Genomic DNA, 23934 nt, shown 5'->3' on the forward strand with positions numbered 1-23934 from the left:
ATGCGGCGACCAAAAGAAAGGTAGTGTGCTGCACTTGTTTGTGCACCGGCTTGCTTTTTCTACCGTCTGAGGCAAACTGTCATTCATCTGTCAAAATCGAAAAGCCGGGGAGTCTTGATGAGCGATCAGCCGGATTTGCCGCGCACGGACGCATCGCAGGCGAGCCATTCCGCGCCTATCGTCAGCCTACAGGATTACCGCCAAAGTCGTGATCCGCTTCCGGTCACGTTTCACCGCAAGGAACTCGATTCAATCCTCTGGATCTACGGACGCATGGTCGGCGAGGGCGAATGGCGTGACTATGCGATCGACCACCTGAAGGACAAGGCCGTCTTTTCAGTCTTCAAGCGATCCGGAGAACTGCCGCTTTACCGGATCGAAAAGGATCCGAAACTCGCCGCAAAACAGGGCGCCTATTCGGTGATCCATACCAGCGGGCGGGTGCTCAAGCGTGGTCACGAACTGACGCAAGTACTGAAAGTCTTCGACAAGAAACTAAAACTGGTGGAGTAGCTAGCCTACAAACAGGGAACCCGGATAGGCGTCCTCGTCCGGTACAGTAGCGTTGCCATCCCCCAGCGGCAATTGCATGAGAACGGTGTCGAGCCACCGTCCATGCTTGAAGCCGGTCCCGATCAGCGTACCTGTTAACTGAAAACCACAGGCGCTATGGAGGCGCACCGAGGCGGGGCTCGCACCGCCGATAACGGCGACCATCTGCCGAAAGCCGAGCGCCGTGCAGCGTCTTGCCAGTTCCTGCAGCAGTGCCTTGCCGATCCCTCTGCCCTGAGCTTCCCGTGCGAGATAAATCGAGTCCTCGACGAGCCATCGATAGGCCGGCCGGGTGCGGAAAGCAGATGCATAGGCATAGCCGAGGAATGCCCCGTCCTCATCGACGGCGGCGATATGAGGATAACCCCTGCCGATTATCTCTGCGAAGCGCGAGGCCATTTCCTCTCGCGTCGGCGGAACCAGCTCGTAACTGGCCGTGCCCGTCACCACGGCGTCCGCATAGATTGTTGCCATCGACGAAACATCCGTCGACCTGGTGTCGCGTAGAATGTAGGACATCACTGAGATACCGGAAAAGATGCAGTACCGGCATCTTCCACAAACATGGCCTCACGACAAGATCGACGTCCTAATCGGCCAAGGAAAAGCCCGGCACTATCCGTGCCGGACCCCGTTTTGCGAGTTGAGTCCGCTCAATACACTCACACTCACGCGTGGATGTCGGTACCCTTCGTTTCCCGAAGGAAGATCATGCCGATGACGATCGGGCACCAAAGGCCGTAGTAGATATCCCCTTGGCTGCGCTCATATCGAAAGCCGTTGCCGGCAGCAGGCCGCCGAACCAACCGTTGCCGATATGGTAGGGCAGGGACATGCCGGTGTAACGGATGCGGGTCGGGAACGTCTCGACCAGCATCGCCGCGATCGGACCATAGACCATCGTTACATAGATCACCAGGATCGTGAGAACGACGATCATGCCTGTCCAGTTCACGGCCTGGAGATCAGCAATCATCTTGAAGGCACCAGCATTCGATCTCTCACCTTGTGGCCGGAGACGGGTACCCAATGATTCGGAAGCAGAGGCGCTTGGGCGGATAGCCGGTGAAGCCGTTGATGCTGCCGTTCGCCGCATCAACGGCGACGGACGACCATGAGTATTGGAGCTGCGAGATCAGGCGTTCGGCTCTTGGTAAGTGGGCGAGGGCACGCGTCGTACGCTTATGCTTCCACTTGACTCCGTCGAAAAGCGCCTTAATAGCTCAGCCCGAAAAGGGATTCGTTCATGCACCGTTTCGGTCTGCCAATTGTCGCGGCATCCGACCTGGCCTATGCAGCCGGGCAGAGTGCGTTTGCCTCCCGTTCATCCACAATCAAGGCTAAAACGACGACGAAAACCGTCTGACGTCTCTGGCCTCCGCTCTCTCCCCGGCAAGGCCGGGGATACGGAAACAAGGCACTTGCCGAAGGTTTCCCCTCACCAGCCGTGGAGAGAAAGAAAGAGAGCAGGAAACATGGGTTTCAAGATTGCAGTTGTAGGCGCCACCGGCAATGTCGGGCGGGAAATGCTTGGCATTCTCGCGGAGCGCGGCTTCCCGGCAGATGAAGTTGTCGCACTCGCGTCGGCACGGTCGCAGGGCACCGAAGTATCCTTTGGCGACAGGACGCTGAAGGTACAGAACCTTGAGAACTACGATTTCTCCGACACGGATATCTGCCTCATGTCAGCGGGCGGTACCATCTCGCAGAAGTGGTCCCCCAAGATCGGAGCTCAGGGTTGCGTCGTAATCGACAACTCGTCCGCCTGGCGCTATGACGCCGACGTGCCCCTGATCGTGCCGGAAGTAAATCCGGACGCCATCGTCGATTTCAAGAAGCGCAATATCATTGCCAACCCGAACTGCTCGACCGCCCAGCTCGTCGTTGCCTTGAAGCCGCTTCATGACGCGGCAAAGATCAAGCGGGTCGTGGTATCCACCTATCAGTCAGTCTCGGGTGCCGGCAAGGAAGGTATGGACGAACTCTTCAGCCAGACCCGTGCCGTTTTCGTCGCCGATCCGATCGAAGCGAAGAAGTTCACCAAGCGCATCGCCTTCAATGTCATTCCGCACATCGACGTCTTCATGGAGGATGGCTACACGAAGGAGGAATGGAAGGTTCTCGCTGAAACCAAGAAGATGCTTGATCCCGCGATCAAGGTTACCTGCACCGCCGTGCGCGTTCCCGTGTTCATCGGCCATTCGGAATCAGTGAACATCGAGTTCGAGAACGAAATCACGGCCGATCAGGCCCGCGACATCCTTCGCGAGGCCCCTGGTTGCCTGGTCGTCGACAAGCATGAGAACGGTGGTTACGTCACGCCGGTCGAGTGTGCCGGTGAGGATGCAACCTATATTTCCCGTATCCGCGAGGACGCAACGGTCGAGAACGGCCTCAACATGTGGGTGGTGTCCGACAATCTCCGCAAGGGCGCCGCACTCAATGCAGTGCAGATTGCGGAACTGCTCGTCAACCGCGGCCTGTTGAAGCCGAAGAACGCCGCAAATTGACATCTTGTGATTTGCCCCGCCGCCGGTCCGAGCCGGCGGCGGGTGCGTAAAGCCGGCGTGCGCGGAGCGTCGCCCTCAAGTAACTGGCGAGTGCGAAACTACCGCGTGACAGAATCAATACTGGCTGGCATGTTCACCAGCAAGGTTCAGGACGCGGAACACGAGGTCTCTATGCAATTCTCAAAGTTTGCCACGGCAGCTTTTCTGGCAATGGTTGTAGGCAGTGCAGCGGTCAATAATGCAAGCGCAGCGCAATGCGGAAAGACATCCGCGGGATTCTCAGATTGGATTCAGGAGTTCAAGCAGGAAGCGGCCGGACAAGGTGTGAACGCAAGGTTGCTCGACCAAGTGTTCGCGACCGTTTCCTATAATACCAACACCATCCGCGCGGATCGGGGCCAGAAGAGCTTCAAGCTCTCTTTCGATCAGTTCATGAAGAAGCGTGGCGGTGCAGTCATCATCTCTCGTGGCAAGGCAATGAAGAAGAACAATGCCTCGCTGTTCTCGAGGATCGAAAGCAGGTACGGAGTCCCCGCTGGTCCGCTGATCGCCATCTGGGGCATGGAAACGGGGTTCGGCGGCTATATGGGCAACGAGCACACGCTTTCTGCCGTTGCAACCCTCGCGTACGACTGCCGCCGGACGGACTACTTCACCGACCAGCTCTATGCCGCGCTCCAGCTCGTCGGAAGCAAGTCGCTGGCCCTCAACGCCAGAGGCGCCGCCCACGGAGAAATAGGGCAGACGCAGTTTTTGCCGCGCAATGTCGTCCGCTTCGGGGCTGATGGTGACGGTGACGGCCGTATCGACCTCGTGCACTCGCGTGCTGATGCCTTGGCTTCCACTGCCAATTTCTTGCGTGGCCACGGGTGGCAGCCCGGCGCAGGATATCAGCCGGGCGAACCGAATTTTGGAGCGCTTCAGGGCTGGAACGCCGCATCCGTCTATCAGCAGGCTATTGCCTATATCGGTGCGCAGATCGACGGCCGGTAACGCGCAGCCACGCGGAATCTAAAGCTCGAGGCGCTGGAAATCACGCGTCTCGCGGTTCATGATCCAGAGTTCGCCATTGCCGATGTCGAACCAGGCGCCATGAATATTGAGCTTTCCGCGCTCCTCAAGGATCTTGACGCAGGGGAAGGTCCTGAGATTTGCAATCGAGTTGCGAATTGAAATGCGCTCCAGTGCCGTCTGCCGTTCGCCGGCGGTCATGATGGAGTTTGCCTGAATCTGTTCGGCAGCGGGTTTCAACAGCCCCATCCACTTGCCGATGAAATCACCCGGCGAGAGAGGCTCCGCATTGGGATCGAGCGCCGCCCGAATACCTCCGCATCGTCCATGGCCCATGACGATGATGTCACGCACCTTCAGAGCCTGGACCGCAAATTCGAGTGCCGCCGACGTCGCATGAAATTGGCCGTCCGGCTCGTAGGGTGGAACCATGTTCGCAACGTTGCGGACCACGAAGAGCTCACCGGGACCGGCGTCGAAAATGGTCTCCGGGGCCGCCCGGGAGTCGCAGCAGGCAATCACCAATGTCTGGGGTTTCTGGCCGGTTTCGGCCAGAACGCGGTAACGTTCGCGCTCATCAACGTAGCGCCCGGTCATGAAGTTGCGGTAACCGGTAACGAGAGTGTCTGGAAAACGCAGCATGTATTTTGGATTATATTGGACCGGAAACAGATGCAATCCGTTCCGCCAACAAACCTGCATGACTTTCGGCGCCGGATGTGCTCCACACCATTCATTAGGAGGACTTGGGTCTCAAGGCAGGATGCATGATCCGTCGAATCTGCACGAGTGCCATCGGTGACATCAGGCTCGACGCATCACTTTCCAACGTCAGCTCGTCGCTCCCGCGCTTCATCGTTCGCGCCAATATTTCGTAGACACTCGCGGTTGCCAACTGGAGCGCCCGCTCTTCCGGTATCCCCGAAAGAAGGCGCGCCAGGAACACCGCAGCGAGGAGGTCACCTAGGCCGTTTGGCGGATTGTCGATCAATCTGTGCTCTGACAGCAATGCGTGCCGGCCGGAAAGCAACAGGTTACCGACTCCACCCGCCATCATCGGCAGCGCTGTCGTCACCAGCATACGTGCAGGACCGAGCGACAACGCGGCATCTATGATGGCGGTGTTGTTCTCGAGCGAGCTTCCCACCATCCAGCTGAGCTCGTAACGATTGGGAGTCGCAATTGACGCAAGCGGGATAAGGTTGTCGCGAATTCCCTTCGCGGTCTCTTCGGAAACATAGAGGCCGCCCATATCTCCCATGACCGGATCACAGAGATAAAGAAGGTCTGGATTTCTCGCCTTGAGTGCCGCGACGAGCCGGGCGACAGCACGGGTTTGCCCCGCGTTGCCGAAGTAGCCTGTCAGTACCGCGCCCACCTCCGATATCCACGGGGCGTCGATCAGATCATCAATCAGCTGGTCGAAACCGGCTTCCGGGAACGAAAGTCGCGTCACCTTTCCATGCCCAGGATGCCACGGCAACACGACTGTCGGCAAAGCCCAGACGGGATAGCCCAGCGTTTCCAATGCGAAGACCGCGGCGCGATTTCCGACCGAGCCCCGAACTACGTGGCTGGAGATGACGATCACCGCACAGGAAGGGCTTTTGTTCATGGTCGAATGTCCTCACCCACGATTTTTGTCGTATATTGGTAACAAAATCGCAAAATCACGTCATATTTCGCCATTTCATTGGCGATTTGTATGGCAATCTTAAACGAGTCGATATTAAACAGCGGCTACACGAGTCGTGTTGTAGACTGGAGCATAAAGGAGGAAAGGCTCAATGGTCGCAAGCAGGAAATCCAAGCGGGATCACAATTGGGAGCTGACCCACAAGCGGCTTAAGGAACTGGGGAAGCCCTTCATCGATCCGGATATTCTGTTTGGCCGCGCCAGCAGCGACGACCTGGATCTCTACACGCCGGACATGCTTGCCTTTTCGGCCCAGCGGGCAGCAGAAGACGTGGCGGGGTGGAACAGACACGACCCGAAGATCACGATCGAGCCCGTTCCCGGGATCGAGCACTCCAGCATACCGACGAGCGTGCTTTCGATCGTCGATCGTAACAAGCCTTTCCTCTATGATTCTGTGATGGGTGAGGTCACCAGCCTCCATCGTGATATCTTTCTCGCGATCCACCCCATTCTCGTTACGGAACCGAACAAGGCGGTCGAGCTTTTCCGGCCGGACAGGCCGACCGATCCAGCGCACCGGATAAGCTATATCCAACTCCACCTCGCACCGCTCACGGACGAACAAGCGGATACGTTGAAGAAACGTCTGGCCTTTGTCCTCGAGCAGGTCCGCATGGCCTCGACTGACTGGCAAGAGATGCTCGCGGTTCTGGAGACCTCGATAGAAGAAGTAAAGCGCCTCGCACCCGGTCGCCGGCAAGCCGAGCGCGACGAAGCGCTCGCATTCCTCGACTGGCTCAAGAATGACAACTTCACGTTCCTCGGCATGCGGGAATACGTCTATACGGGCGACGGTCCCGACGCCAAACTCGAGCGCGGCAGAGGGCGTGGCCTCGGCATCCTCGCCGACCCGGAGGTGTTAGTTCTCCGTCACGGCAAGCAGGCCGTGACGACGACACCGGAAATCCTGGAGTTCCTGCAGGGTCCGGATTTCCTCATCGTTACCAAGGCGAACGTGAAATCGGTCGTCCACCGACGGGCATATATGGATTATGTAGGCGTGAAGCGCTTCGACGCAGCCGGAAAGGTGGTGGGCGAACTTCGCGTCGTCGGTCTCTTCACCGCGACAGCCTACACCCGCTCTGTAAACCAGATTCCGTTGCTACGCGCAAAGGTCGAGAAAGTGGTCGAACGCTTCGGCTTCGACCCGCAAAGCCATTCCGGCCGCATGTTGCAGAATACACTCGAATCCTATCCCCGTGACGACCTCTTCCAGATCGACGCTGAATTGCTTGCCCGATTCTGCGAGCAGATCAACGATCTCTCCGAGCGTCCGAGGGTGCGCGTTCTGCCGCGCATCGACCATTTCGACCGGTTCGTCTCCCTGATCGTCTATGTTCCCCGAGAGGATTACAATTCTCTCGTGCGCGAGAAGATCGGAAATTACTTCAAGGAAGCCTATCAGGGCCATGTCTCGGCCTACTACCCGGCATTTCCGGAGGGCGGAGTCGCACGCGTCCATATCATCATCGGCCGCAACGAAGGCAAGACACCTCGAATTCCACAGGCCCGCCTCGAAGAGGCGGTATGCGCGATCACCGCGCGGTGGACGGACCGGTTCACGGCACTCGCCGGATCGGATGCACCAGCACTCACCGTCACGCACGCCTATCAGGAGGCCTTTACGCCTGAAGAGGCCGTGGCCGACCTGCAGCACATCAATGCCTGCCTCGAAGGGCAGCCGGTCAGCATCAGCTTCCACGAGCAAGCCTCCGATAAGGGCAATCTTCTCTATCTCAAGATCTTTCATGCCGGAGAGCATCTGCCGTTGTCGCGACGCGTGCCGCTTCTGGAAAATCTCGGCTTTGGCGTCATCAGCGAACGCACCTTCGATATCCAGATCGCGGCATCGGAAAGCCACAAGCTGGTGGTGTTGCACGACATGGAACTGGAAGTTCGCGGCGGAGGCGAGTTCGACATCGGTCGTGACGGGAAGCTGCTCGGGGATGCATTCCTCGGCGCTTTCAACGGTACCATCGGTAACGATACCTTCAATCGCCTGGTCATGACCGCTGGGTTGACTGCTCGCGAGGTAACCGTTCTGCGTGCCTATGCAGCGTATCTGCGCCAGTGCGGAATTGTTTATTCGCAGAACCATATTGCTGAAACGCTGAACAAATATCCGCAGATCGCCGCGTCCATCTTCAACCTGTTCCGCGACATCTTCGATCCGACACTTGGCGAGAAGAGCAGGCAGCGCAAGGTCAACGACAGCCGACAGGAGCTGCTGGCCGCCCTCGTCTCCGTGCCCAGCATCGATGAAGACCGCATTCTTCGCCGCTATCTGAATGCAGTCGATGCGACGCTTAGGACAAACTTCTTCCAGAAGGCTCCAGATGGCGAACCTCGTCCGATGCTCGCCTTCAAGTTCGATCCGCAGCATCTGGAAGGTCTGCCTGAACCACGTCCGTTCCGCGAGATCTTTGTCTACGGCGTCGAAGTCGAAGGGGTACATCTCCGGTTCGGCAAGGTCGCGCGTGGCGGTCTGCGCTGGTCCGACCGTGCCCAGGATTATCGCACGGAAGTGCTTGGGCTCGTGAAGGCCCAGCAAGTCAAGAATGCCGTCATCGTACCGGTGGGCGCAAAGGGTGGTTTCTTCCCCAAGCAGCTTCCGTCGGGCGGAAGTCGCGATGAATACCTGAATGCGGGCAAGGAAGCCTATAAGACATACGTTACGACGCTGCTGTCGATCACCGACAACATTCAAGGCGGACGGATCGTGCCGCCGGCGGATACCGTACGGCTTGACGATGACGATCCATACTTCGTCGTTGCCGCCGACAAGGGTACCGCGACATTCTCCGATACCGCAAACGCCCTTGCGCGTGCAGCCGGTTTCTGGCTGGACGATGCCTTCGCGTCGGGTGGTTCCGCCGGTTACGACCACAAGAAGATGGGCATCACGGCCCGAGGTGCCTGGGAGGCCGTCAAGCGGCACTTCCGCGAGATGAACATCGACATACAGTCGACACCCTTCACGGTGGCCGGTGTCGGGGACATGTCGGGAGACGTCTTCGGCAACGGCATGCTGCTGTCCGAAAAGATCCGCCTCGTTGCCGCATTCGATCACCGCGACATTTTTATCGATCCGGATCCGGATACGGCCCTTTCCTTCGCTGAGCGCAAGCGGCTTTTCGCCCTGCCGCGGTCCAGCTGGCAGGATTACGATCACAAGGCGCTTTCGAAAGGCGCAATGATTATTTCCCGCAGCGTGAAATCCATCGAGCTGACGGCGGAGGCCGCCGCCGCGATCGGCCTCGAACAGATGACCGCGACCCCCTTTGAAATCATGACGGCAATCCTGAAGGCACCGGTTGATCTTCTCTGGTTCGGCGGTATTGGCACCTACATCAAGGCGCCGGGGGAGACGGACGCGGAGGTCGGCGACCGGACGAACGACGCGATCCGCGTAAACGGAAACGAGGTCCGCGCCAAGGTTATAGGGGAAGGGGCAAATCTCGGCGTCACGCAGCGTGGAAGGATTTTCTATGCCCTCAACGGCGGACGTCTGAACTCGGACGCCATCGACAACTCCGCAGGAGTGAACTCCTCCGACGTCGAGGTCAATATCAAGATCACCTTGGCGCCGGCTGTTGCGGAAAATCGCCTTACCATGGCGAAGCGCGACAAGTTGCTCGCCGACATGACGGACGAAGTTGCGTCGCTCGTTCTGCGCAACAACTATCTGCAGCCTTTGGCCATCTCGCTCACCGAAAGGAAGGGCGTTCGCAATCGCGAAGAATTGAGCCGGCTGATGTCGTCGCTCGAGACAGCGGGACGACTCAATCGCAAGGTCGAGATGCTGCCTGACGACAATGCACTTGCCGAACGCTACGCGGAAGGCAAGGCGTTGACCCGCCCGGAGATAGGCGTTCTGCTCTCCTACGCGAAGATCGTCCTCTTCGACTCGCTGGTGGCCTCAGATCTGCCGGACGATCCCTATTGCGCGACGACGCTGTTCAATTATTTCCCTGCGAAGATGCGCAAGGCGTTCGCCGCAGACATCGCCGGGCACCGCCTGCACCGAGAGATCATCGCCACCGTTTTGGCCAATCATGTGATCAACCGTGGAGGCCCGGGCTTTGTCGTCATGACCGCGGACGCAACCGGCGTTCTTCCTGCCGACGTCGTCAAGGCGGCACTGCTGGTGAGAGACGGGCTCGATCTTACCGATCTGTGGGCGCGTATCGACGCGCTGGACGCCGAGGTGCCCGGAGAACTGCAAAATAGGCTCTACGCAGCCGTGGCGGAGGTCTACACCGGCGTTTCGCGGCTGCTCGTCGAAACGGGACTCTCGACCGGCGGCATTACCGATGCGCTTGCCCGCCTCAAGTCGACGGTTAGATCGCTGAAGCAATCGTTTGGAACCGCTCTGCCGGAAGAACTGCGTCAAAGACTTGACCGTGAGATTGCCGAGCTCGTGCAGGCAGGTGCGCCGGAGGACCTTGCCGGTGACGTCGTTCGCCTTTCCGTCTTGTTGCTGGTACCGGAGGTCATGCAGATCGCCGGGCGAACCGGCGCGACAATCGCGCGCACGGTCAGCAGCTACTTCACGGTGTCTGGGGCCTTCAGCATAGAACGCCTCTTGGCAGCGGCCAACCGCGTCTCCACGACTGATCATTACGAAAGCCTCTCACTGACCCGCAGCATCCATCAGATCGGTGCGGCGAGGCGTGACATCGTTGCCGAAGCGCTGTCGCTTTACGCCAGGGAGAGGGACCCGATTGCTGCGTGGCGTCAAGCCGATCCGCAGCGCATCGACCAGCTTGTCACCGAACTGGTTGCGATCACCGAGAGCGGCGATCCGAGCCTTTCCAAAATCGCGGTTGCCGCGGGCCTTCTGACGGATCTTGCGCACGGAAAGACAAGGTGACACTCTCCCCCGAAACATTCGGGGGAAGAGTTGGTGGCGGTTGAAATTGATATGTCGCCGGCGGAAACCGCAAAGGTGCCCGCCCGCGGAATTTGGGGCTGGATGCTGTTCGACTGGGCAGCCCAGCCCTTTTTTACAGTGGTGACGACGTTCATCTTCGGACCCTACTTTGTCTCAAGGATGACTTCCGATCCGGTCTCTGCCCAGGCGACATGGAGCAACACGGCGACGATCGCATCGATCATCATCGCCGTACTCTCCCCCATTCTCGGATCGATTGCCGATCAGTCCGGTAGTCGCAAGCCGTGGATCGGCTTTTTCGCCGTGATCAAGATTGTAAGCCTGAGCCTGCTCTGGACCGCTGCCCCGGGCTCGCCTGTCTTCGTCCCAGTCATTCTGATCATCCTTGCCACGGTGTCAGCCGAGTTTTCCGTCGTCTTCAACGACTCCATGATGCCACGTCTCGTCACACCTCAAACGGTGGGTCGTATTTCGAACATCGCCTGGGGCCTCGGTTATCTCGGCGGCATCATCGTCCTCACTGCTGTGGTGACGCTGTTGGCGGCGAACCCGAAGACGGGAATGACGCTGATCGACCGGCCGCCGCTGTTCGGTCTGGATCCCGCAAGTGGCGAGGATGCGCGCATCACGGGACCGATATCGGCTCTCTGGTATCTCATCTTCATTCTGCCGATGTTTTTCTTCACGCCGGATGCCACCAAGGGCAAGCCTTTCGGCGAGGCCGTAAGAGCCGGATTGAGTGAACTCGGCAAGACGCTGGGTGAATTGCGGGGAAGATCTGGGCTCGCTCGCTTCCTGATCGGACGCATGATCTACCAGGACGGTGTGAACGGGCTGCTGGTGCTGGGCGGCGTTTTTGCCGCAGCGATGTTCCAATGGTCTACCCTTGAAATCGGCCTCTACGGGATAATCCTGAATGTCGTCGCGATCTTCGGCTGTCTGGCAGCCGGCAGCGTCGACCGGCGGTTCGGCTCGAAATTCACAGTGCTTCTCAGCCTTATCCTTCTGATCGTAGCGACGTTCGGCATCATCTCGACCGGTCCGGGCTATACGCTCTTCGGTGCCGTCAGCTTTTCCGCGGCAACCACGCCCGGCCTCTTCGGAACCGCCGCCGAAAAAACCTATATCCTGTTCGGCATCCTGATCGGCCTCGCCTTCGGCCCCGTTCAGGCTTCGTCCCGTTCCTATCTCGCCCGCAGCGTCCCACCGAAAGAAGCAGGACGCTACTTCGGTATTTACGCACTCTCCGGTCGCGTCACGAGTTTCATGGCTACCTTGAGCTTCTCGATGCTGACCTATTGGACCGGCTCACCGCGCGTCGGCATGGCGAGCGTCCTCATCTATCTTGGAGGGGGATTTCTCGTGCTGCTCACTACCCCGTATCCGGCCGGCAGCAATCCCTCAACCGGCCTGAAATAGAAAGAGCCCGGCCGAGGCCGAGCTCCAAAAAGGCAACGGGGTTGCTACGATCAGTGGCGGAAGTGCCGAATTCCGGTGAAGACCATCGCCACGTCATGCTCGTTGGCTGCCGCGATCACTTCCTCGTCGCGCATCGAGCCGCCGGGCTGGATGACGGCCGTCGCACCCGCCGCAATGGCGGCAAGCAAACCATCGGCAAAGGGATAAAAGGCTTCGGAGGCAACCGCCGACCCCCTCGTCAGCGGCTGAGGGAGGCCGAGCGCCTTGGCCGCGTCTTCCGCCTTCATGGCCGCGATGCGCGCGGAATCGACACGGCTCATCTGCCCCGCGCCGATGCCTGCCGTCTGACCGTCCTTGGCGTAGATCACCGCATTCGATTTGACGTGCTTGGCTATCTTGAACGCGAATTTCATGTCTTCGAGTTCGGTCGACGTCGGCGCGCGCTTGGTGACGACGCGCAAATTGAGATCCTCGACGACCACGTTGTCGCGCGACTGAACCAGCAGCCCGCCGGAAACAGTCTTTGCCGTGATTCCCGCAGCCCGCGGATCGGGGAGGCGGCCCGTCGTCAGGAGGCGAAGGTTCGCCTTCCGGGCGATGATCGCCTTGGCTTCTTCGGTGACGTCGGGCGCGATGATCACCTCGGTGAAGAGCTTGACGATCTCGTCAGCCGTCTCCCCATCGAGTGTTTGGTTGAGCGCAATGATGCCGCCGAAAGCAGAGACGGAATCGCAGGCAAGTGCTCGCTTGTAGGCTTCGACGAGAGACGATCCGGTCGCAACGCCGCAGGGATTGGCATGCTTGATGATCGCGCAGGCAGGCCCGTTTTCGGGTGCAAACTCGGCGACCAGCTCAAAAGCCGCGTCGGTGTCGTTGATGTTGTTGTAGGAGAGCTGCTTGCCCTGCAGCAGGGTGGCATTCGCGACGCCCGGGCGATCGTCGCCGGTGACGTAGAAGGCGGCGCTTTGATGCGGATTTTCGCCGTAACGCATCTTCTCCTTCAGAACACCACCGATCGTGCGATACATCGGAACATCGATCGAAAGGGCGTCGGCAAACCAGTTGGAGATCATCGTATCGTAGGCAGCCGTCCGGGCGAAGGCCTTCGCTGCCAACTGCTGACGAAGAGCGTAGGTCGTCTGGCACTCGTCGGACGTGAGCGCCGAAAGCAGCGGCTCGTAATCCGTGGGATCGGTGACGATCGTCACATAGGCATGGTTCTTGGCAGACGCACGGATCATCGCAGGGCCGCCGATGTCGATGTTCTCGACGGTCGTCGGATAATCCCCGCCGGCCGCCCGAACCTCCTCGAAAGGATAGAGATTGATGACAGCGAGATCGATCGCATCGATGCCGTGCTCACGCATGGCCTGCTGGTGCTCCGCATCGTCACGGATGGCCAACAGGCCGCCATGAACGCGCGGATGAAGCGTCTTCACACGTCCGTCCATGATCTCCGGAAATTCCGTGACGTCGGAGACATCCGTGACGGGCAGACCGGCGCCAGCTATCGCCTTGTGAGTACCGCCGGTCGACAAAAGCCGCACACCCATGGCGTACAGTGCTTGGGCAAGCTCGACAATGCCGGTCTTGTCCGAGACCGAAAGAAGAGCGGTCTTGATCTTGACCCGGTCGGGAGCGGGTATTTTCTTCGATACGACGGCCATGATTTTCTGCTCCAATCTAGTGGTCGTGCTGCGGCAGCGCCGAGGATAGCATGTGTCGCTGCCGCCTAGCACAGCTTGCAGCAAGAGGAAACCGGCCTAAGACTTATGGGCGAGAAACCAGCGGATTTCCGGGCCGTCAAAGGCAATTTCGATCTGCTCAGAAGAACGTGCACCGGAGGCATCGGCAAAGAAGACGTCCTCACCGATCACCAGTTCGCCCGTCGGAACGGAGAAGACCCAAGTCTCACCGTCCGGGGCAATCAGATGGACGGCACGATCTTCTACCTGCTCGAGATGCACCGCCGGATGGATGTGGAACCGTCCAACGCTTTCAGGTGGTGACGGATCTTGCAGCGGCTCGCCGTTCGCCAAGAGAAAACGATCACGTCCGGCGATCTTTGTCCCCGCCTCGTTCATGCGTAACTCCCGCTCGTGCCAGAGGCCGAAATCGAGAAGATAGCCGTTGTGTCGTGCACAGAGCCGATCGCTCCCGTCGGCCGCTGTTTGTCGCGTCAGCTCGACGGTCGTTACGCCCGACACCATCAGCGGGCCGAGAAAGGGTGAACGCGAGATCCTGGCGGAAGACATCTCGCCAACCGAAACGGTCGAATGCGCCGCAGTTGTCCGCGCCAGCTGGCGCAGCTTCTCGCCGGAAAAGCGGGGAGAACCGCTGTTGACGATGAGGCGATGGCGGCCGGAAGAGAACTCGAAGGAGAGACAGCCGGCGTGAGCTGTCTTGGACAGTTCCGTCGAGCGAGGGTAGCCGGTATCCATGAGCACGACGGCCGAACCCGCGGAAAGCCGGTGGTACTGCGAGTGCGGCAGCGACTTGAAAGGTTGACCGGCTGTCTCGTCGTACCGCAGCACCGACATGAGTTCGTTGGCGAGAATCGAGGTCGCGCCGTTGAATAGGGCGAGATCACCGCTGCCGTGCCGGAAGAAGCGGACTGCAGGATACATCCTGTCGATGGTCGGGATGAGTTTCACCGGTATGTTGTGGCCGAGGTTGATATAGGTCTGGCGCAACGGCAGGAGATCGAACAGGATTTCGACCGCCGCGTTTGGGTTACGCGAGATATGACCACCGTCCGGCAGAATCTGCCGGTCCAGTTCGCGGTCGAGGTGCCGCGCCGCCCGGCGAACAGAAATGCCCCGCATCTGCATGGAAATCGAAGCCATGGCAAGGGCGATCCGGACCCTGAGCCTCGGCAGTCCATCGGGAACATGATCGGCTATCTGGTTGAGGTAGCGGATCTGAAAGGCGAGGTTGTTGAGGAAACGACGATAGAAGCCGCCCTCGGCGTCCTGCAGGACGACCGGTGAATGCGACAACCAGGCGATAACCCGTTGCGCAATCACGTCCGCGTCCCACGGCAGTCCGGCGATGCGGGTGCCATGTATTCGAATCCAGTCGTCGACAATGGCTCGAGCGTTGGCGCATGCCTCCGCCGTCTTGTCAGCACGCACATGCCGAAGCCAAGCGAAAGAGTGCAGACGAACCGCAAAGAGTTGCGAAGGCGCCTCAAGTTCGAAAGGCGACCGGTCACCCGCATCCAGAATCTTTCCCGCGAGCGGAAAGCGCCGGACGAGGATTTCTTCGGAGACGAACGGATCGACAATCCTGAGGTCTGTGGGTGCGACAATCAGGCGACCTGGTCCCGCTCCGGCAAAGCGCAGGGCTGAAATGTGGCCGATCGCGATCTGCCGGGAGATCCGTCTCCACGCCTCACGGAGGTAAAGATAGACCAGCCTTTGGCGTTCCGTGAATCGCATCGTTTTTCCATGGCGCGCGGCTGCGCCGAAATCGGGCGAGGAACTTGCCAGAGTCTCGCCGTGTCATGCCCACCAGACGCGTGCGCATGAACGACCCGCGCAATGAGCGATTAGCCGTTATTCTGCGATGATGGCAACGGTTTTGGTAAATATTCCGTTAATCGCGCCGGAGAATGCAGGCGTAGAAGCCGTCGAGACCACCTTCTGCTCCCTCCAGCCTCAGCATTGCGGGCGTGGTTCGCAACTCGCCGAGCGGAGTGACCGCTTCTTCGAGGCCCGGCCAATCGGCAGCGCTAATGCGTTCTCGTTGATAGCCGGGCGTATCGGCGAGGACGCGCGCGACGACCTCCTCCCCCTCGGAAGGATCAAGCGAACAGTTCGAGAAAACGACGAGACCGCCCGGTCGCACCAGCGTCAGGGCATGTCGAAGAAGCCTCTCCTGCAGACCGGCGAGTTTGGCCACATCCTCCGGCCCCTTAGTCCAAAGCACGTCGGGGTGCCGTCGTGCCGTCCCCGTCGACGAGCAGGGTGCGTCGAGCAAGATGCCGTCGAAGAGCTCGGCCGGCCGGAAATCGAGCAGATTGGCATTCACGCATTCGCACTCGAGATGCAGCCGGGCGAGATTCTCCCTCAGCCGCCGAATACGATTCTCGGACTGTTCAACGGCAGTAACGACAGCTCCGCCCTGGATAAGTTGTGCGGTCTTGCCGCCGGGTGCCGCGCAGAGATCGGCCACCCGTTGGCCGGCGACGTCACCGAGAAGTCGGGCAGGCAAAGCGGCAGCCGCATCCTGGACCCACCATTCGCCATCCGAAAAACCTTCAAGAGTGGGAATTCCACCACGAAATCCGGCAAGCCGAATGCTGCCCGTCGGCAGAACACATCCATTGAGACGCTCTGCCCAACCTTGAGGATTGCTCTTCACCGTGAGATCGATGGGGGCAGGGCCGCTTTGGGCGTCGGCTATTCGTGCCGCTGCATCAGCTCCATAGACGGCCACAAGACGATCGAAGAACCATTTTGGCGTCGAGGGAAGCGAAGCGACACTCGCGAGTCGCGCCGCCTTCTCCCGTCCCAGCCGCCGCAGGACGGCATTGACGAGCTTTGCGAACCGCTTGTTGCGGGGATCGCGTATCGCTTGTTCGACCGCGAGATCAACCGCTGAGTGATCCGGCACGTCGAGATAAAGCATCTGCGTCATCGCGACCACGAGGAGGTGGTGCAAAGAACGGGCACCATCCGGCAACGGCGATTCGAGAAGCGAAGAGAGAATAGCCTCGATTCGCGGCAAGTGCCTAAGGGCCGTCTGTAGGATGGCGCGCACCAAGCCGCGATCCGCCTCGCCGAGCGCTCTGTATGCAGGATTTCCATGCTCCGCATCCAGCATGCCGTCCAGAGGCGTCCGACGATCAACAACAGCCGCAAGGATTCTACTCGCCGCGATTCTGGCATCCAGCCCGGCTTTCGCATCTGAGGCGGTCCGGCGGTGGTCTGGGGCGCTGTTCCTGTTCCTCGTCTCGTCGGCTGCGGCCTTCTTACTCTTCTCTTTGTCGTTCAAGACCACGGTCCTTTGGGCGGTTGCGAGCCAATGCGGCCGCGCCCGGTATCCGGAACAGAGCGCGATCTACGGCTCGGCTTAACAGCGGAATTGGGCCGCGTCGATACCGCCCCCGTACCTTCCGCCATCCGCATCAGCTCGGCGATCCTGTTTTCCGTGTTTGGATGGGTCGAAAAGAGATTGTCCATGCGTTCGCCGCTCAAGGGATTGATAATGAACATGTGCGCCGTCGCAGGATTACGTTCGGCATCGTCGTTGACGATGTGGGCACTGTCGCTTGCGATCTTGCGCAGGGCGGACGCAAGCCAGCGGGGATCACCACAGATCTCGGCGCCACGACGGTCGGCCGCATACTCACGGGTACGACTGATCGCCATCTGGACCAGCATGGCGGCAAGCGGGGCGACGATCATGGTGACGAGCAGTCCGACAGCGCCGAGCGGGTTATTCTCATCGCGGCGACCGCCGAAGAAGAAGGCGAAATTGCCAAGCATCGAGATTGCACCGGCGAGGGTCGCGGTAATCGTCATGGTCAGCGTGTCACGGTTTTCGACATGGGCAAGCTCATGTGCCATAACGCCGGCCACCTCTTCCGGCGTCAGACGATGCAGGAGGCCGGTCGAGGCGGCCACGGCTGCATTCTGCGGATTGCGACCGGTTGCGAACGCATTCGGCTGAGGACTGTCGAAGACATAGACGCGCGGCATCGGCAAGCCCGCCCGTTGCGCCAAGTTCCGGATGATCCGGAAAAATTCCGGGGCGTTACTCTCATCGACTTCCTGTGCCCGGTAAGCGGCGAGCACCATGCGGTCGGAGTTCCAATAGGAGAAGAAGTTCATGGCCGCGGCGATCACGAGAGCGATAAACATCCCGCTCTGACCGCCTATCAAGTAGCCGACGCCCATGAACAGCGCCGTCATAAACGCCAGCAGCATCGCGGTACGAACGAAATTCATATTTTTCTCCCTACGCTTGCCACAGTTGGACATAGCCGACCGCGACAGCTACATTATGATTTAAAAATTCAGCCGGCGATTTCAATATTTGCCGGGTACCAACGCATCATGGACGCGAACGAACATGACACCTTTCGAAGATCAGCCACATTCGTCCTCGGGCGGCGCCTCCGATACGGCACAACCGGTGAAGAAGAAGCTATCCGCTGCAGCCATACGCGCACTGAAGGAGGCCGAGGAAAGGCGTCGTAACGAAACCATGATCGAACCGCCGCGAGAGATCGGCGGGCGAGGGGGTGCCGATCCTGCGCGGTTCGGCGACTGGGAGATCAAGGGTCGGGCGATTGACTTCTAATAAGGAATAAATACCCATTGTCGGCGCCCAAAGATCGGAATATAATCCTTCAATGCGCTCGACTTCTCTTTACGCCCTCTTGCTCCTGTTGGCCGCCTTTATCGGGCACCCAGCGACCGCTTCCGGGGATCACCTGGTCTCTGGCCCTGTGGAAGCTGAGCTCATTCGCGTCGTGGACGGAGATACACTTCTGGTCAGTGCCGCTCCGTGGCCGGGACATAGCATCGAGACCTATGTCCGACTGCGTGGAATCGACGCACCGGAGCTGCATGCGAAGTGTGAGGCGACCCGTCTTGCCGCGCAGCAAGCACGAGATGGCCTGTCGAGGCTCCTCACCACGAAGGTTTCGCTGCTCGCCATCTCGGCTGACAAGTATTACGGCCGGGTGCTTGCCGACATTCGCTTGAAGGATGGGCGAAGCGTTGCAGACGTCTTGCTCGCCTCCGGACTCGTGGAGTCATATGATGGCGGCCGAAAGCCTCTTCACCCCTGCAATTGAAAAGCAAAAGGCCGCCCCACGACATGGGGCGGCCTTTCTGACCTCTCGCGTCAGATCATTTACTGACCGTTGCGATTCTGCCGGTTGGCGATCAGGTCGTCGACAACACTCGGATCCGCGAGGGTTGACGTGTCGCCAAGTGAGCCAAAGTCGTCCTCGGCAATCTTGCGCAGGATACGCCGCATGATCTTGCCGGAGCGAGTTTTTGGCAATCCCGGGGCGAACTGGATCTTGTCCGGCGTGGCGATCGGTCCGATTTCCGCACGCACGTGCTTCAGGAGATCCTGACGCAGCGCATCGTCGCCGGCGTGATCGGCCATCAGCGTGACGTAGCAGTAGATGCCCTGGCCCTTGATCGGATGCGGATAGCCGACCACAGCAGCCTCCGAAACCAGATGGTGCGACACAAGCGCGGATTCGACTTCTGCCGTGCCGAGTCGATGACCGGATACGTTGAGGACGTCGTCCACGCGTCCCGTGATCCAGTAATAGCCGTCTTCGTCGCGGCGGCAGCCGTCGCCGGTGAAGTACTTGCCCTTGTAGGTCGAGAAGTAGGTCTGTGCGAAGCGGTGATGGTCGCCATAGATCGATCGTGCCTGGCCCGGCCAGCTGTCGACAATGCAGAGATTGCCGTCGGCGGCTCCTTCGAGCACATTGCCCTCGTTGTCGACGAGCTGCGGCTTGATCCCGAAGAACGGGCGCGTTGCGGAGCCGGGCTTGAGATCCGTCGCACCCGGCAGCGGCGTGATCAGGATGCCGCCCGTTTCCGTCTGCCACCAGGTATCCACGATCGGGCAACGCTCGTCACCCACCATGTTGTAGTACCACTCCCAAGCCTCCGGATTGATCGGCTCGCCGACCGATCCCAGCAGACGGAGGCTCGAACGGCTCGAGCGCTTCACGAAATGATCGCCGGCCCCCATCAGCGAACGGATCGCCGTCGGAGCGGTGTAGAAGACGTTCACCTTGTGCTTGTCGATCACTTCCCAGAATCGGCCCTGGTCGGGAAAGTTCGGCACACCTTCGAACATCAGCGTCGTCGCACAGTTCGCAAGCGGTCCGTAGACGATGTAGGAGTGGCCCGTCACCCAACCGACGTCCGCCGTACACCAGTAGATCTCGCCATCCTTGTAATCGAACACGTACTCATGCGTCATCGAGGCGTAGACGAGGTAGCCGCCGGTCGTATGCACCACGCCCTTCGGCTTGCCGGTCGAACCGGAGGTATAGAGAATGAAAAGGGGGTCCTCGGCCCGCATTTTGACCGGCGGGCAGTCAGGCTTCACCTTGGCGATTTCCTGATGATACCAGATGTCGCGGCCTGGAGCCCATTCGATCTTGCCGCCCGTACGGCGAACGACCAGGACCTTGTTGACGATGACAAACTGCTTGGCGGCGATATCGATCGCGGTATCCGTGTTCTCCTTCAGCGGCACAGGCTTGCCACCGCGAAGACCCTCGTCGCACGTGATAACGAAGGTCGATTCGCAGTCCACAATGCGCCCGGCCAGCGCTTCCGGAGAAAATCCGCCGAACACCACGGAGTGCACGGCACCGATGCGGGCGCATGCCAGCATGGCATAGGCCGCTTCCGGAATCATCGGCATATAGATGGTGACGCGGTCACCCTTCTTCACGCCGTGGGCCTTCAGCACGTTCGCGAGACGGCAGACATGCTCGTAGAGCTGATTGTAAGTGATCTTCTTGTCGATGTAAGGGTTGTCGCCTTCCCAGATGATCGCCGTGCGTTCGCCGTGGGTTTTCAGATGACGGTCGATACAGTTGTAAGAAACGTTCGTCAGCCCGTCTTCATACCACTTGATCGAAACCTTGCCCTTGAACGTCGTGTTCTTGACCTTCGTGTAGGGCTTGAACCAATCAATGCGCTTGCCGTGCTTGTCCCAGAACTTCTCCGGATCCTCCGTGCTTTCCTCATACCACTTCAGGTATTTTTCGTTGTCGACCAAGGCTCGGCTCTTCGCCGCCTTTAGGACCGGATAGATTCTGGCTGACATGAACTCCTCCTCATGTAGAAACGCCAACTGGTCTGGATGCCGAACTCCCGTTTTCGGCCGTATGTGCCACATTCATAGCAGGTCATACAGACCCAGCAATTAGACAAAGGTCATCCGTTTTAGGAAGAATTGCAATTACCGTTTAATGAGGGTATATAGCTCATTATTCTCCGGAAATTGTGGTTGATACCCACGGCCCGCGGCCCCCGGCGCGGACGCAAAGAAGGACTATTTCCATGGCTCAGACATTGCTCATGCCAAAGGCAACGGCCGTATGGCTGGTCGATAACACGGCATTGTCGTTCGATCAGATCGCACAATTCTGCAAGCTTCACCCGCTTGAGGTCAAAGCCATTGCTGACGGTGAAGCAGCGCAAGGCATCAAAGGCCTGGACCCGATCGCAACCGGGCAGCTTTCCCGTGAAGAGATCGCCCGCGCCGAAGCTGATCCGAACCATAAGTTGAAGCTGCAGGAGCCTAAGGTACGCGTTCCGGATTCCAAGCGGCGTGGTCCCCGCTATACGCCCGTCTCGAAACGCCAGGACCGGCCGAACGCCATCCTCTGGCTCGTGCGCAACCATCCTGAATTGAAGGATGCGCAGATCTCGCGGCTTGTTGGCACCACCAAGAGCACGATTGAACAGATCCGCGATCGTACCCACTGGAACTCGGCAAATCTCACGCCGATGGACCCGGTCACCCTCGGCCTCTGCAGCCAGATCGACCTCGACATGGAAGTCGAGAAAGCCTCGAAGGGCCGACCACTGCCGACCGCTGCCGAACTCGGAGCAACTCTCCAGTCGGCGACCGAAACTGAAAACCTTGGCTATGACTTCTCTCAGGACGAAGAGAAGGAAATTGATGCCAATGCGGTTTTCGCCAAGTTGAAGTCGCTGAAGTCAGACCGCAAGGACGACGACGAAGACGATCTCTACTGAGCCGCTTTCATCGACTGAAACTTCAAAGCCCCGCCCGCCGCGGGGCTTCTTGGTTCTACAGCGCGCTCTCGCTGGACGACGCCAGCGGTCAACCGTGACCGTGCTGTCTGAGAACGATACTGATCTCATCGAGAATTGCGGGATCGTCGATCGTGGCGGGCATTTTCCAGGGCAAACCGTCGGCAATCTTCTGCATCGTCCCGCGCAGGATTTTGCCGGATCTGGTCTTTGGTAGCCGCTCGACCTTCATCACGGTCTTGAACGCCGCCACCGGGCCGATCTCATCGCGGACAAGCTGAACGACTTCACGCTGTATGACCGAGAAGTCACGCGAGACATTGTTCTTCAGGACGAGGAAGCCGCAAGGGATCTGTCCCTTGAGGTCATCGGCGATACCAATGACTGCACATTCGGCAACATCCGGATGCATGGCGCAGACCTCTTCCATGGCGCCCGTAGAAAGGCGATGACCGGCGCAATTGATGATGTCGTCGGTGCGCGCCATGACAAAAACGTAGCCGTCCTCGTCAATCATGCCGGCATCGGCGGTCTTGTAGTAGCCGGGAAACTCCTCGAGACACGCGGAACGGAAACGCTCCTCGGCATTCCAGAAGCTGACCAGGCAGCCGGGAGGTAGAGGAAGCTTCACGACGATATTGCCGAGCGTTCCCTTTGGAACAGGATGTCCGGCGTCATCGAGCACGTCGATCGCATATCCGGGCATCGCCACAGTGGGGGATCCGTACTTGACCGGGAGAAGACCGAGGCCTGCCGGATTGGCCGCCATCGGCCAGCCGGTTTCCGTCTGCCACCAGTGATCGATCACCGGAACCTTGAGCATCCTTTCCGCCCATTTGATCGTTTCCGGGTCGGCGCGTTCGCCCGCGAGGAACAACGAACGGAGACCGGAAAGATCATACCGCCGGATATGCTCGCCATCGGAATCATCGCGACGGATGGCACGGAAGGCGGTGGGCGCAGTAAACAGCGCCTTTACGTCGTGCTCCGATACGACTCGCCAGAAAGTTCCCGCGTCGGGCGTACCGACCGGCTTGCCTTCGAAGATCACCGTAGTGTTTCCGGCAAGAAGAGGCGCGTAGACGATGTAGGAGTGACCGACCACCCAGCCGATGTCCGATGCCGCCCAGAAGACCTCGCCGGGAACGACGCCGTAGATGTTCTCCATTGTCCATTGTAGCGCAACCATGTGCCCGCCGTTGTCGCGGACGACACCCTTCGGTTGCCCTGTGGTACCCGACGTATAGAGAACGTAGAGCGGATCGGTCGCGAGCACCGGTTCACACCGGACATCGGTGCCGTTCGCGCGCTCAATTTCGACGGCCTGCGCGAAATCGACATCCCCATGCTCATACCGCAGTGGCGCATGGAGCTGGTCACGTTGCAGAACAAAGCAATATTCGGGCTTTACCTGCGCCATGTCGATCGCGTGATCGAGAAGCGGCTTGTAGGGAACGATGCGCCCGGGCTCGAGACCGCAGCTCGCGCTGATGATCACCTTCGCCTTCGAGTCGTCTATTCGGGTGGCAAGTTCGTGCGCGGCGAAGCCGCCAAACACCACCGAATGGATGGCTCCGAGCCGCGCGCAGGCGAGCATGGAGAACACCGCTTCCGGAATCATCGGCATATAGATGATGACGCGATCACCCTTGGTCACGCCGTGGTTTCTGAGTACCGCGGCGATCGCCGTCACTTCCATCAGTACTTCATTGTAGGTGAAGCTCTTCTTTTCACCTGTCATCGGGCTGTCGTAGATGACGGCAGCCTGTTCGCCACGGCCGTTGGCTACATGCCGATCGAGACAATTGTGACAGGTGTTCGTCTCTGCACCGACGAACCAGCGACCATAGGCGCCCATGCTGCCGTCAAACACCTTGTCGGCAGGGCGGAACCAATCGATCTTGGCCGCTTGCTCTCCCCAAAAGGCTTCCGGATCACGCTCCCACGAGCGATAGGTATCCAGGTACTTGCTCTCCATGACGTCCTCCCGAACCAACCTTTTGCAAGATTGGCGGGATATTAGGCAGGCGCCTGCGCAGTGGAAAGCCAGACGAAAGCCTATGGCGTGTC

At 59.4% G+C, this 23934-nt stretch carries 17 protein-coding genes and 1 pseudogene; 8 read left to right on the forward strand and 10 right to left on the reverse strand.

Annotated features, from left to right (window positions below; translation table 11 throughout):
• The first annotated feature begins 117 nt into the window (after positions 1–117).
• Entirely contained in the window at positions 118–513 is a 396-nt protein-coding gene (locus NHF53_RS21255) for a DUF2794 domain-containing protein (protein ID WP_114364920.1), read from the forward strand.
• On the opposite strand, the gene NHF53_RS21260 is transcribed toward NHF53_RS21255, so the two are convergent.
• Together NHF53_RS21260 and NHF53_RS21265 are read right to left on the reverse strand one after the other, a co-directional pair.
• Entirely contained in the window at positions 514–1071 is a 558-nt protein-coding gene (locus NHF53_RS21260) for a GNAT family N-acetyltransferase (protein ID WP_252836040.1), read from the reverse strand.
• A gap of 149 nt (positions 1072–1220) precedes the next feature.
• Positions 1221–1540 (reverse strand): annotated as a pseudogene (locus tag NHF53_RS21265) (MFS transporter); the annotation flags it as partial.
• A gap of 487 nt (positions 1541–2027) precedes the next feature.
• Here NHF53_RS21265 and NHF53_RS21270 point away from each other — a divergent pair.
• Both NHF53_RS21270 and NHF53_RS21275 read left to right on the forward strand, forming a co-directional pair.
• Positions 2028–3062: an aspartate-semialdehyde dehydrogenase gene (locus NHF53_RS21270; RefSeq protein WP_252835915.1), complete on the forward strand. Its 1035-nt coding sequence runs from the start codon at positions 2028–2030 to the stop codon at positions 3060–3062.
• 171 nt (positions 3063–3233) lie between these two features.
• Positions 3234–4055 carry a lytic transglycosylase domain-containing protein gene (locus NHF53_RS21275; protein ID WP_374591288.1) on the forward strand — a complete coding sequence of 274 codons (822 nt, stop codon included), beginning with the start codon at positions 3234–3236 and terminating at the stop codon, positions 4053–4055.
• Positions 4056–4073: 18 nt separating this feature from the next.
• On the opposite strand, the gene NHF53_RS21280 is transcribed toward NHF53_RS21275, so the two are convergent.
• Both NHF53_RS21280 and pdxY read right to left on the reverse strand, forming a co-directional pair.
• Complete coding sequence (locus NHF53_RS21280) at positions 4074–4715, reverse strand: carbonic anhydrase (protein WP_114364923.1); 642 nt, start codon at positions 4713–4715, stop codon at positions 4074–4076.
• A gap of 94 nt (positions 4716–4809) precedes the next feature.
• Complete coding sequence (gene pdxY / locus NHF53_RS21285; RefSeq protein WP_252835916.1) at positions 4810–5688, reverse strand: pyridoxal kinase PdxY; 879 nt, start codon at positions 5686–5688, stop codon at positions 4810–4812.
• Positions 5689–5860: 172 nt separating this feature from the next.
• Here pdxY and NHF53_RS21290 point away from each other — a divergent pair, with 172 nt between their 5' ends.
• Together NHF53_RS21290 and NHF53_RS21295 are read left to right on the forward strand one after the other, a co-directional pair.
• Positions 5861–10645: an NAD-glutamate dehydrogenase gene (locus tag NHF53_RS21290; protein WP_252835917.1), complete on the forward strand. Its 4785-nt coding sequence runs from the start codon at positions 5861–5863 to the stop codon at positions 10643–10645.
• A 51-nt stretch (positions 10646–10696) separates the two neighbouring features.
• A complete protein-coding gene (locus tag NHF53_RS21295; RefSeq protein ID WP_252836042.1) occupies positions 10697–12085 on the forward strand; it encodes an MFS transporter in 1389 nt (462 codons plus the stop codon).
• 50 nt (positions 12086–12135) lie between these two features.
• Here the strand turns inward: NHF53_RS21295 and purH are convergent, their stop codons facing one another.
• From purH to htpX, 4 genes are all read right to left on the reverse strand, one after another.
• The gene (purH, locus tag NHF53_RS21300) at positions 12136–13752 is read right to left on the reverse strand and encodes a bifunctional phosphoribosylaminoimidazolecarboxamide formyltransferase/IMP cyclohydrolase (RefSeq protein ID WP_252835918.1); all 1617 of its coding nucleotides are present in this window, start codon (positions 13750–13752) and stop codon (positions 12136–12138) included.
• Between the two features lie 96 nt (positions 13753–13848).
• Positions 13849–15525: a heparinase II/III family protein gene (locus NHF53_RS21305; protein ID WP_252835919.1), complete on the reverse strand. Its 1677-nt coding sequence runs from the start codon at positions 15523–15525 to the stop codon at positions 13849–13851.
• A 157-nt stretch (positions 15526–15682) separates the two neighbouring features.
• On the reverse strand, positions 15683–17089 hold the full coding sequence (locus NHF53_RS21310; protein ID WP_374591243.1) for an RsmB/NOP family class I SAM-dependent RNA methyltransferase: 1407 nt from the start codon (positions 17087–17089) through the stop codon (positions 15683–15685).
• Complete coding sequence (htpX, locus tag NHF53_RS21315; RefSeq protein WP_252835921.1) at positions 17080–18039, reverse strand: zinc metalloprotease HtpX; 960 nt, start codon at positions 18037–18039, stop codon at positions 17080–17082. Before htpX ends, NHF53_RS21310 begins: the two co-directional genes overlap by 10 nt.
• Positions 18040–18163: 124 nt before the next feature.
• Between htpX and NHF53_RS21320 the strand changes: the two genes are divergently transcribed.
• Both NHF53_RS21320 and NHF53_RS21325 read left to right on the forward strand, forming a co-directional pair.
• Positions 18164–18394: a DUF1674 domain-containing protein gene (locus tag NHF53_RS21320; RefSeq protein WP_114364930.1), complete on the forward strand. Its 231-nt coding sequence runs from the start codon at positions 18164–18166 to the stop codon at positions 18392–18394.
• A gap of 52 nt (positions 18395–18446) precedes the next feature.
• Positions 18447–18893, forward strand: coding sequence for a thermonuclease family protein (locus tag NHF53_RS21325; RefSeq protein WP_252835922.1), 447 nt, complete (start codon positions 18447–18449; stop codon positions 18891–18893).
• 59 nt (positions 18894–18952) lie between these two features.
• Here NHF53_RS21325 and acs read toward each other — a convergent pair whose 3' ends face one another.
• Positions 18953–20908 carry an acetate--CoA ligase gene (gene acs / locus NHF53_RS21330; protein ID WP_252835923.1) on the reverse strand — a complete coding sequence of 652 codons (1956 nt, stop codon included), beginning with the start codon at positions 20906–20908 and terminating at the stop codon, positions 18953–18955.
• Between the two features lie 236 nt (positions 20909–21144).
• On the opposite strand from acs, the gene NHF53_RS21335 reads away from it, so the two are divergent.
• Positions 21145–21846 (forward strand): DUF1013 domain-containing protein, encoded by a 702-nt coding sequence (locus NHF53_RS21335; protein ID WP_112690591.1) that lies wholly within the window; start codon positions 21145–21147, stop codon positions 21844–21846.
• Between the two features lie 88 nt (positions 21847–21934).
• Here the strand turns inward: NHF53_RS21335 and NHF53_RS21340 are convergent, their stop codons facing one another.
• Entirely contained in the window at positions 21935–23842 is a 1908-nt protein-coding gene (locus NHF53_RS21340; RefSeq protein WP_252835924.1) for a propionyl-CoA synthetase, read from the reverse strand.
• Between the last annotated feature and the right edge of the window lie 92 nt (positions 23843–23934).

Source organism: Ciceribacter sp. RN22 (assembly GCF_024054295.1).
GTDB classification, from domain to species: Bacteria; Pseudomonadota; Alphaproteobacteria; order Rhizobiales; family Rhizobiaceae; genus Allorhizobium; species Allorhizobium lividum.

What these genes read in the sequence shown, in the direction of transcription:
- NHF53_RS21290 (WP_252835917.1), top strand. Translation starts at nt 5,861, where the DNA reads ATGGTCGCAAGCAGGAAATCCAAGCGGGATCACAATTGGGAGCTGACC.
- htpX (WP_252835921.1), bottom strand. Translation starts at nt 18,039, where the DNA reads ATGAATTTCGTTCGTACCGCGATGCTGCTGGCGTTTATGACGGCGCTG.
- NHF53_RS21305 (WP_252835919.1), bottom strand. Translation starts at nt 15,525, where the DNA reads ATGCGATTCACGGAACGCCAAAGGCTGGTCTATCTTTACCTCCGTGAG.
- NHF53_RS21320 (WP_114364930.1), top strand. Translation starts at nt 18,164, where the DNA reads ATGACACCTTTCGAAGATCAGCCACATTCGTCCTCGGGCGGCGCCTCC.
- NHF53_RS21270 (WP_252835915.1), top strand. Translation starts at nt 2,028, where the DNA reads ATGGGTTTCAAGATTGCAGTTGTAGGCGCCACCGGCAATGTCGGGCGG.
- NHF53_RS21275 (WP_374591288.1), top strand. Translation starts at nt 3,234, where the DNA reads ATGCAATTCTCAAAGTTTGCCACGGCAGCTTTTCTGGCAATGGTTGTA.
- NHF53_RS21260 (WP_252836040.1), bottom strand. Translation starts at nt 1,071, where the DNA reads ATGTCCTACATTCTACGCGACACCAGGTCGACGGATGTTTCGTCGATG.
- NHF53_RS21255 (WP_114364920.1), top strand. Translation starts at nt 118, where the DNA reads ATGAGCGATCAGCCGGATTTGCCGCGCACGGACGCATCGCAGGCGAGC.
- pdxY (WP_252835916.1), bottom strand. Translation starts at nt 5,688, where the DNA reads ATGAACAAAAGCCCTTCCTGTGCGGTGATCGTCATCTCCAGCCACGTA.
- acs (WP_252835923.1), bottom strand. Translation starts at nt 20,908, where the DNA reads ATGTCAGCCAGAATCTATCCGGTCCTAAAGGCGGCGAAGAGCCGAGCC.
- NHF53_RS21335 (WP_112690591.1), top strand. Translation starts at nt 21,145, where the DNA reads ATGGCTCAGACATTGCTCATGCCAAAGGCAACGGCCGTATGGCTGGTC.
- NHF53_RS21280 (WP_114364923.1), bottom strand. Translation starts at nt 4,715, where the DNA reads ATGCTGCGTTTTCCAGACACTCTCGTTACCGGTTACCGCAACTTCATG.
- NHF53_RS21340 (WP_252835924.1), bottom strand. Translation starts at nt 23,842, where the DNA reads ATGGAGAGCAAGTACCTGGATACCTATCGCTCGTGGGAGCGTGATCCG.
- NHF53_RS21295 (WP_252836042.1), top strand. Translation starts at nt 10,697, where the DNA reads ATGTCGCCGGCGGAAACCGCAAAGGTGCCCGCCCGCGGAATTTGGGGC.
- purH (WP_252835918.1), bottom strand. Translation starts at nt 13,752, where the DNA reads ATGGCCGTCGTATCGAAGAAAATACCCGCTCCCGACCGGGTCAAGATC.
- NHF53_RS21325 (WP_252835922.1), top strand. Translation starts at nt 18,447, where the DNA reads ATGCGCTCGACTTCTCTTTACGCCCTCTTGCTCCTGTTGGCCGCCTTT.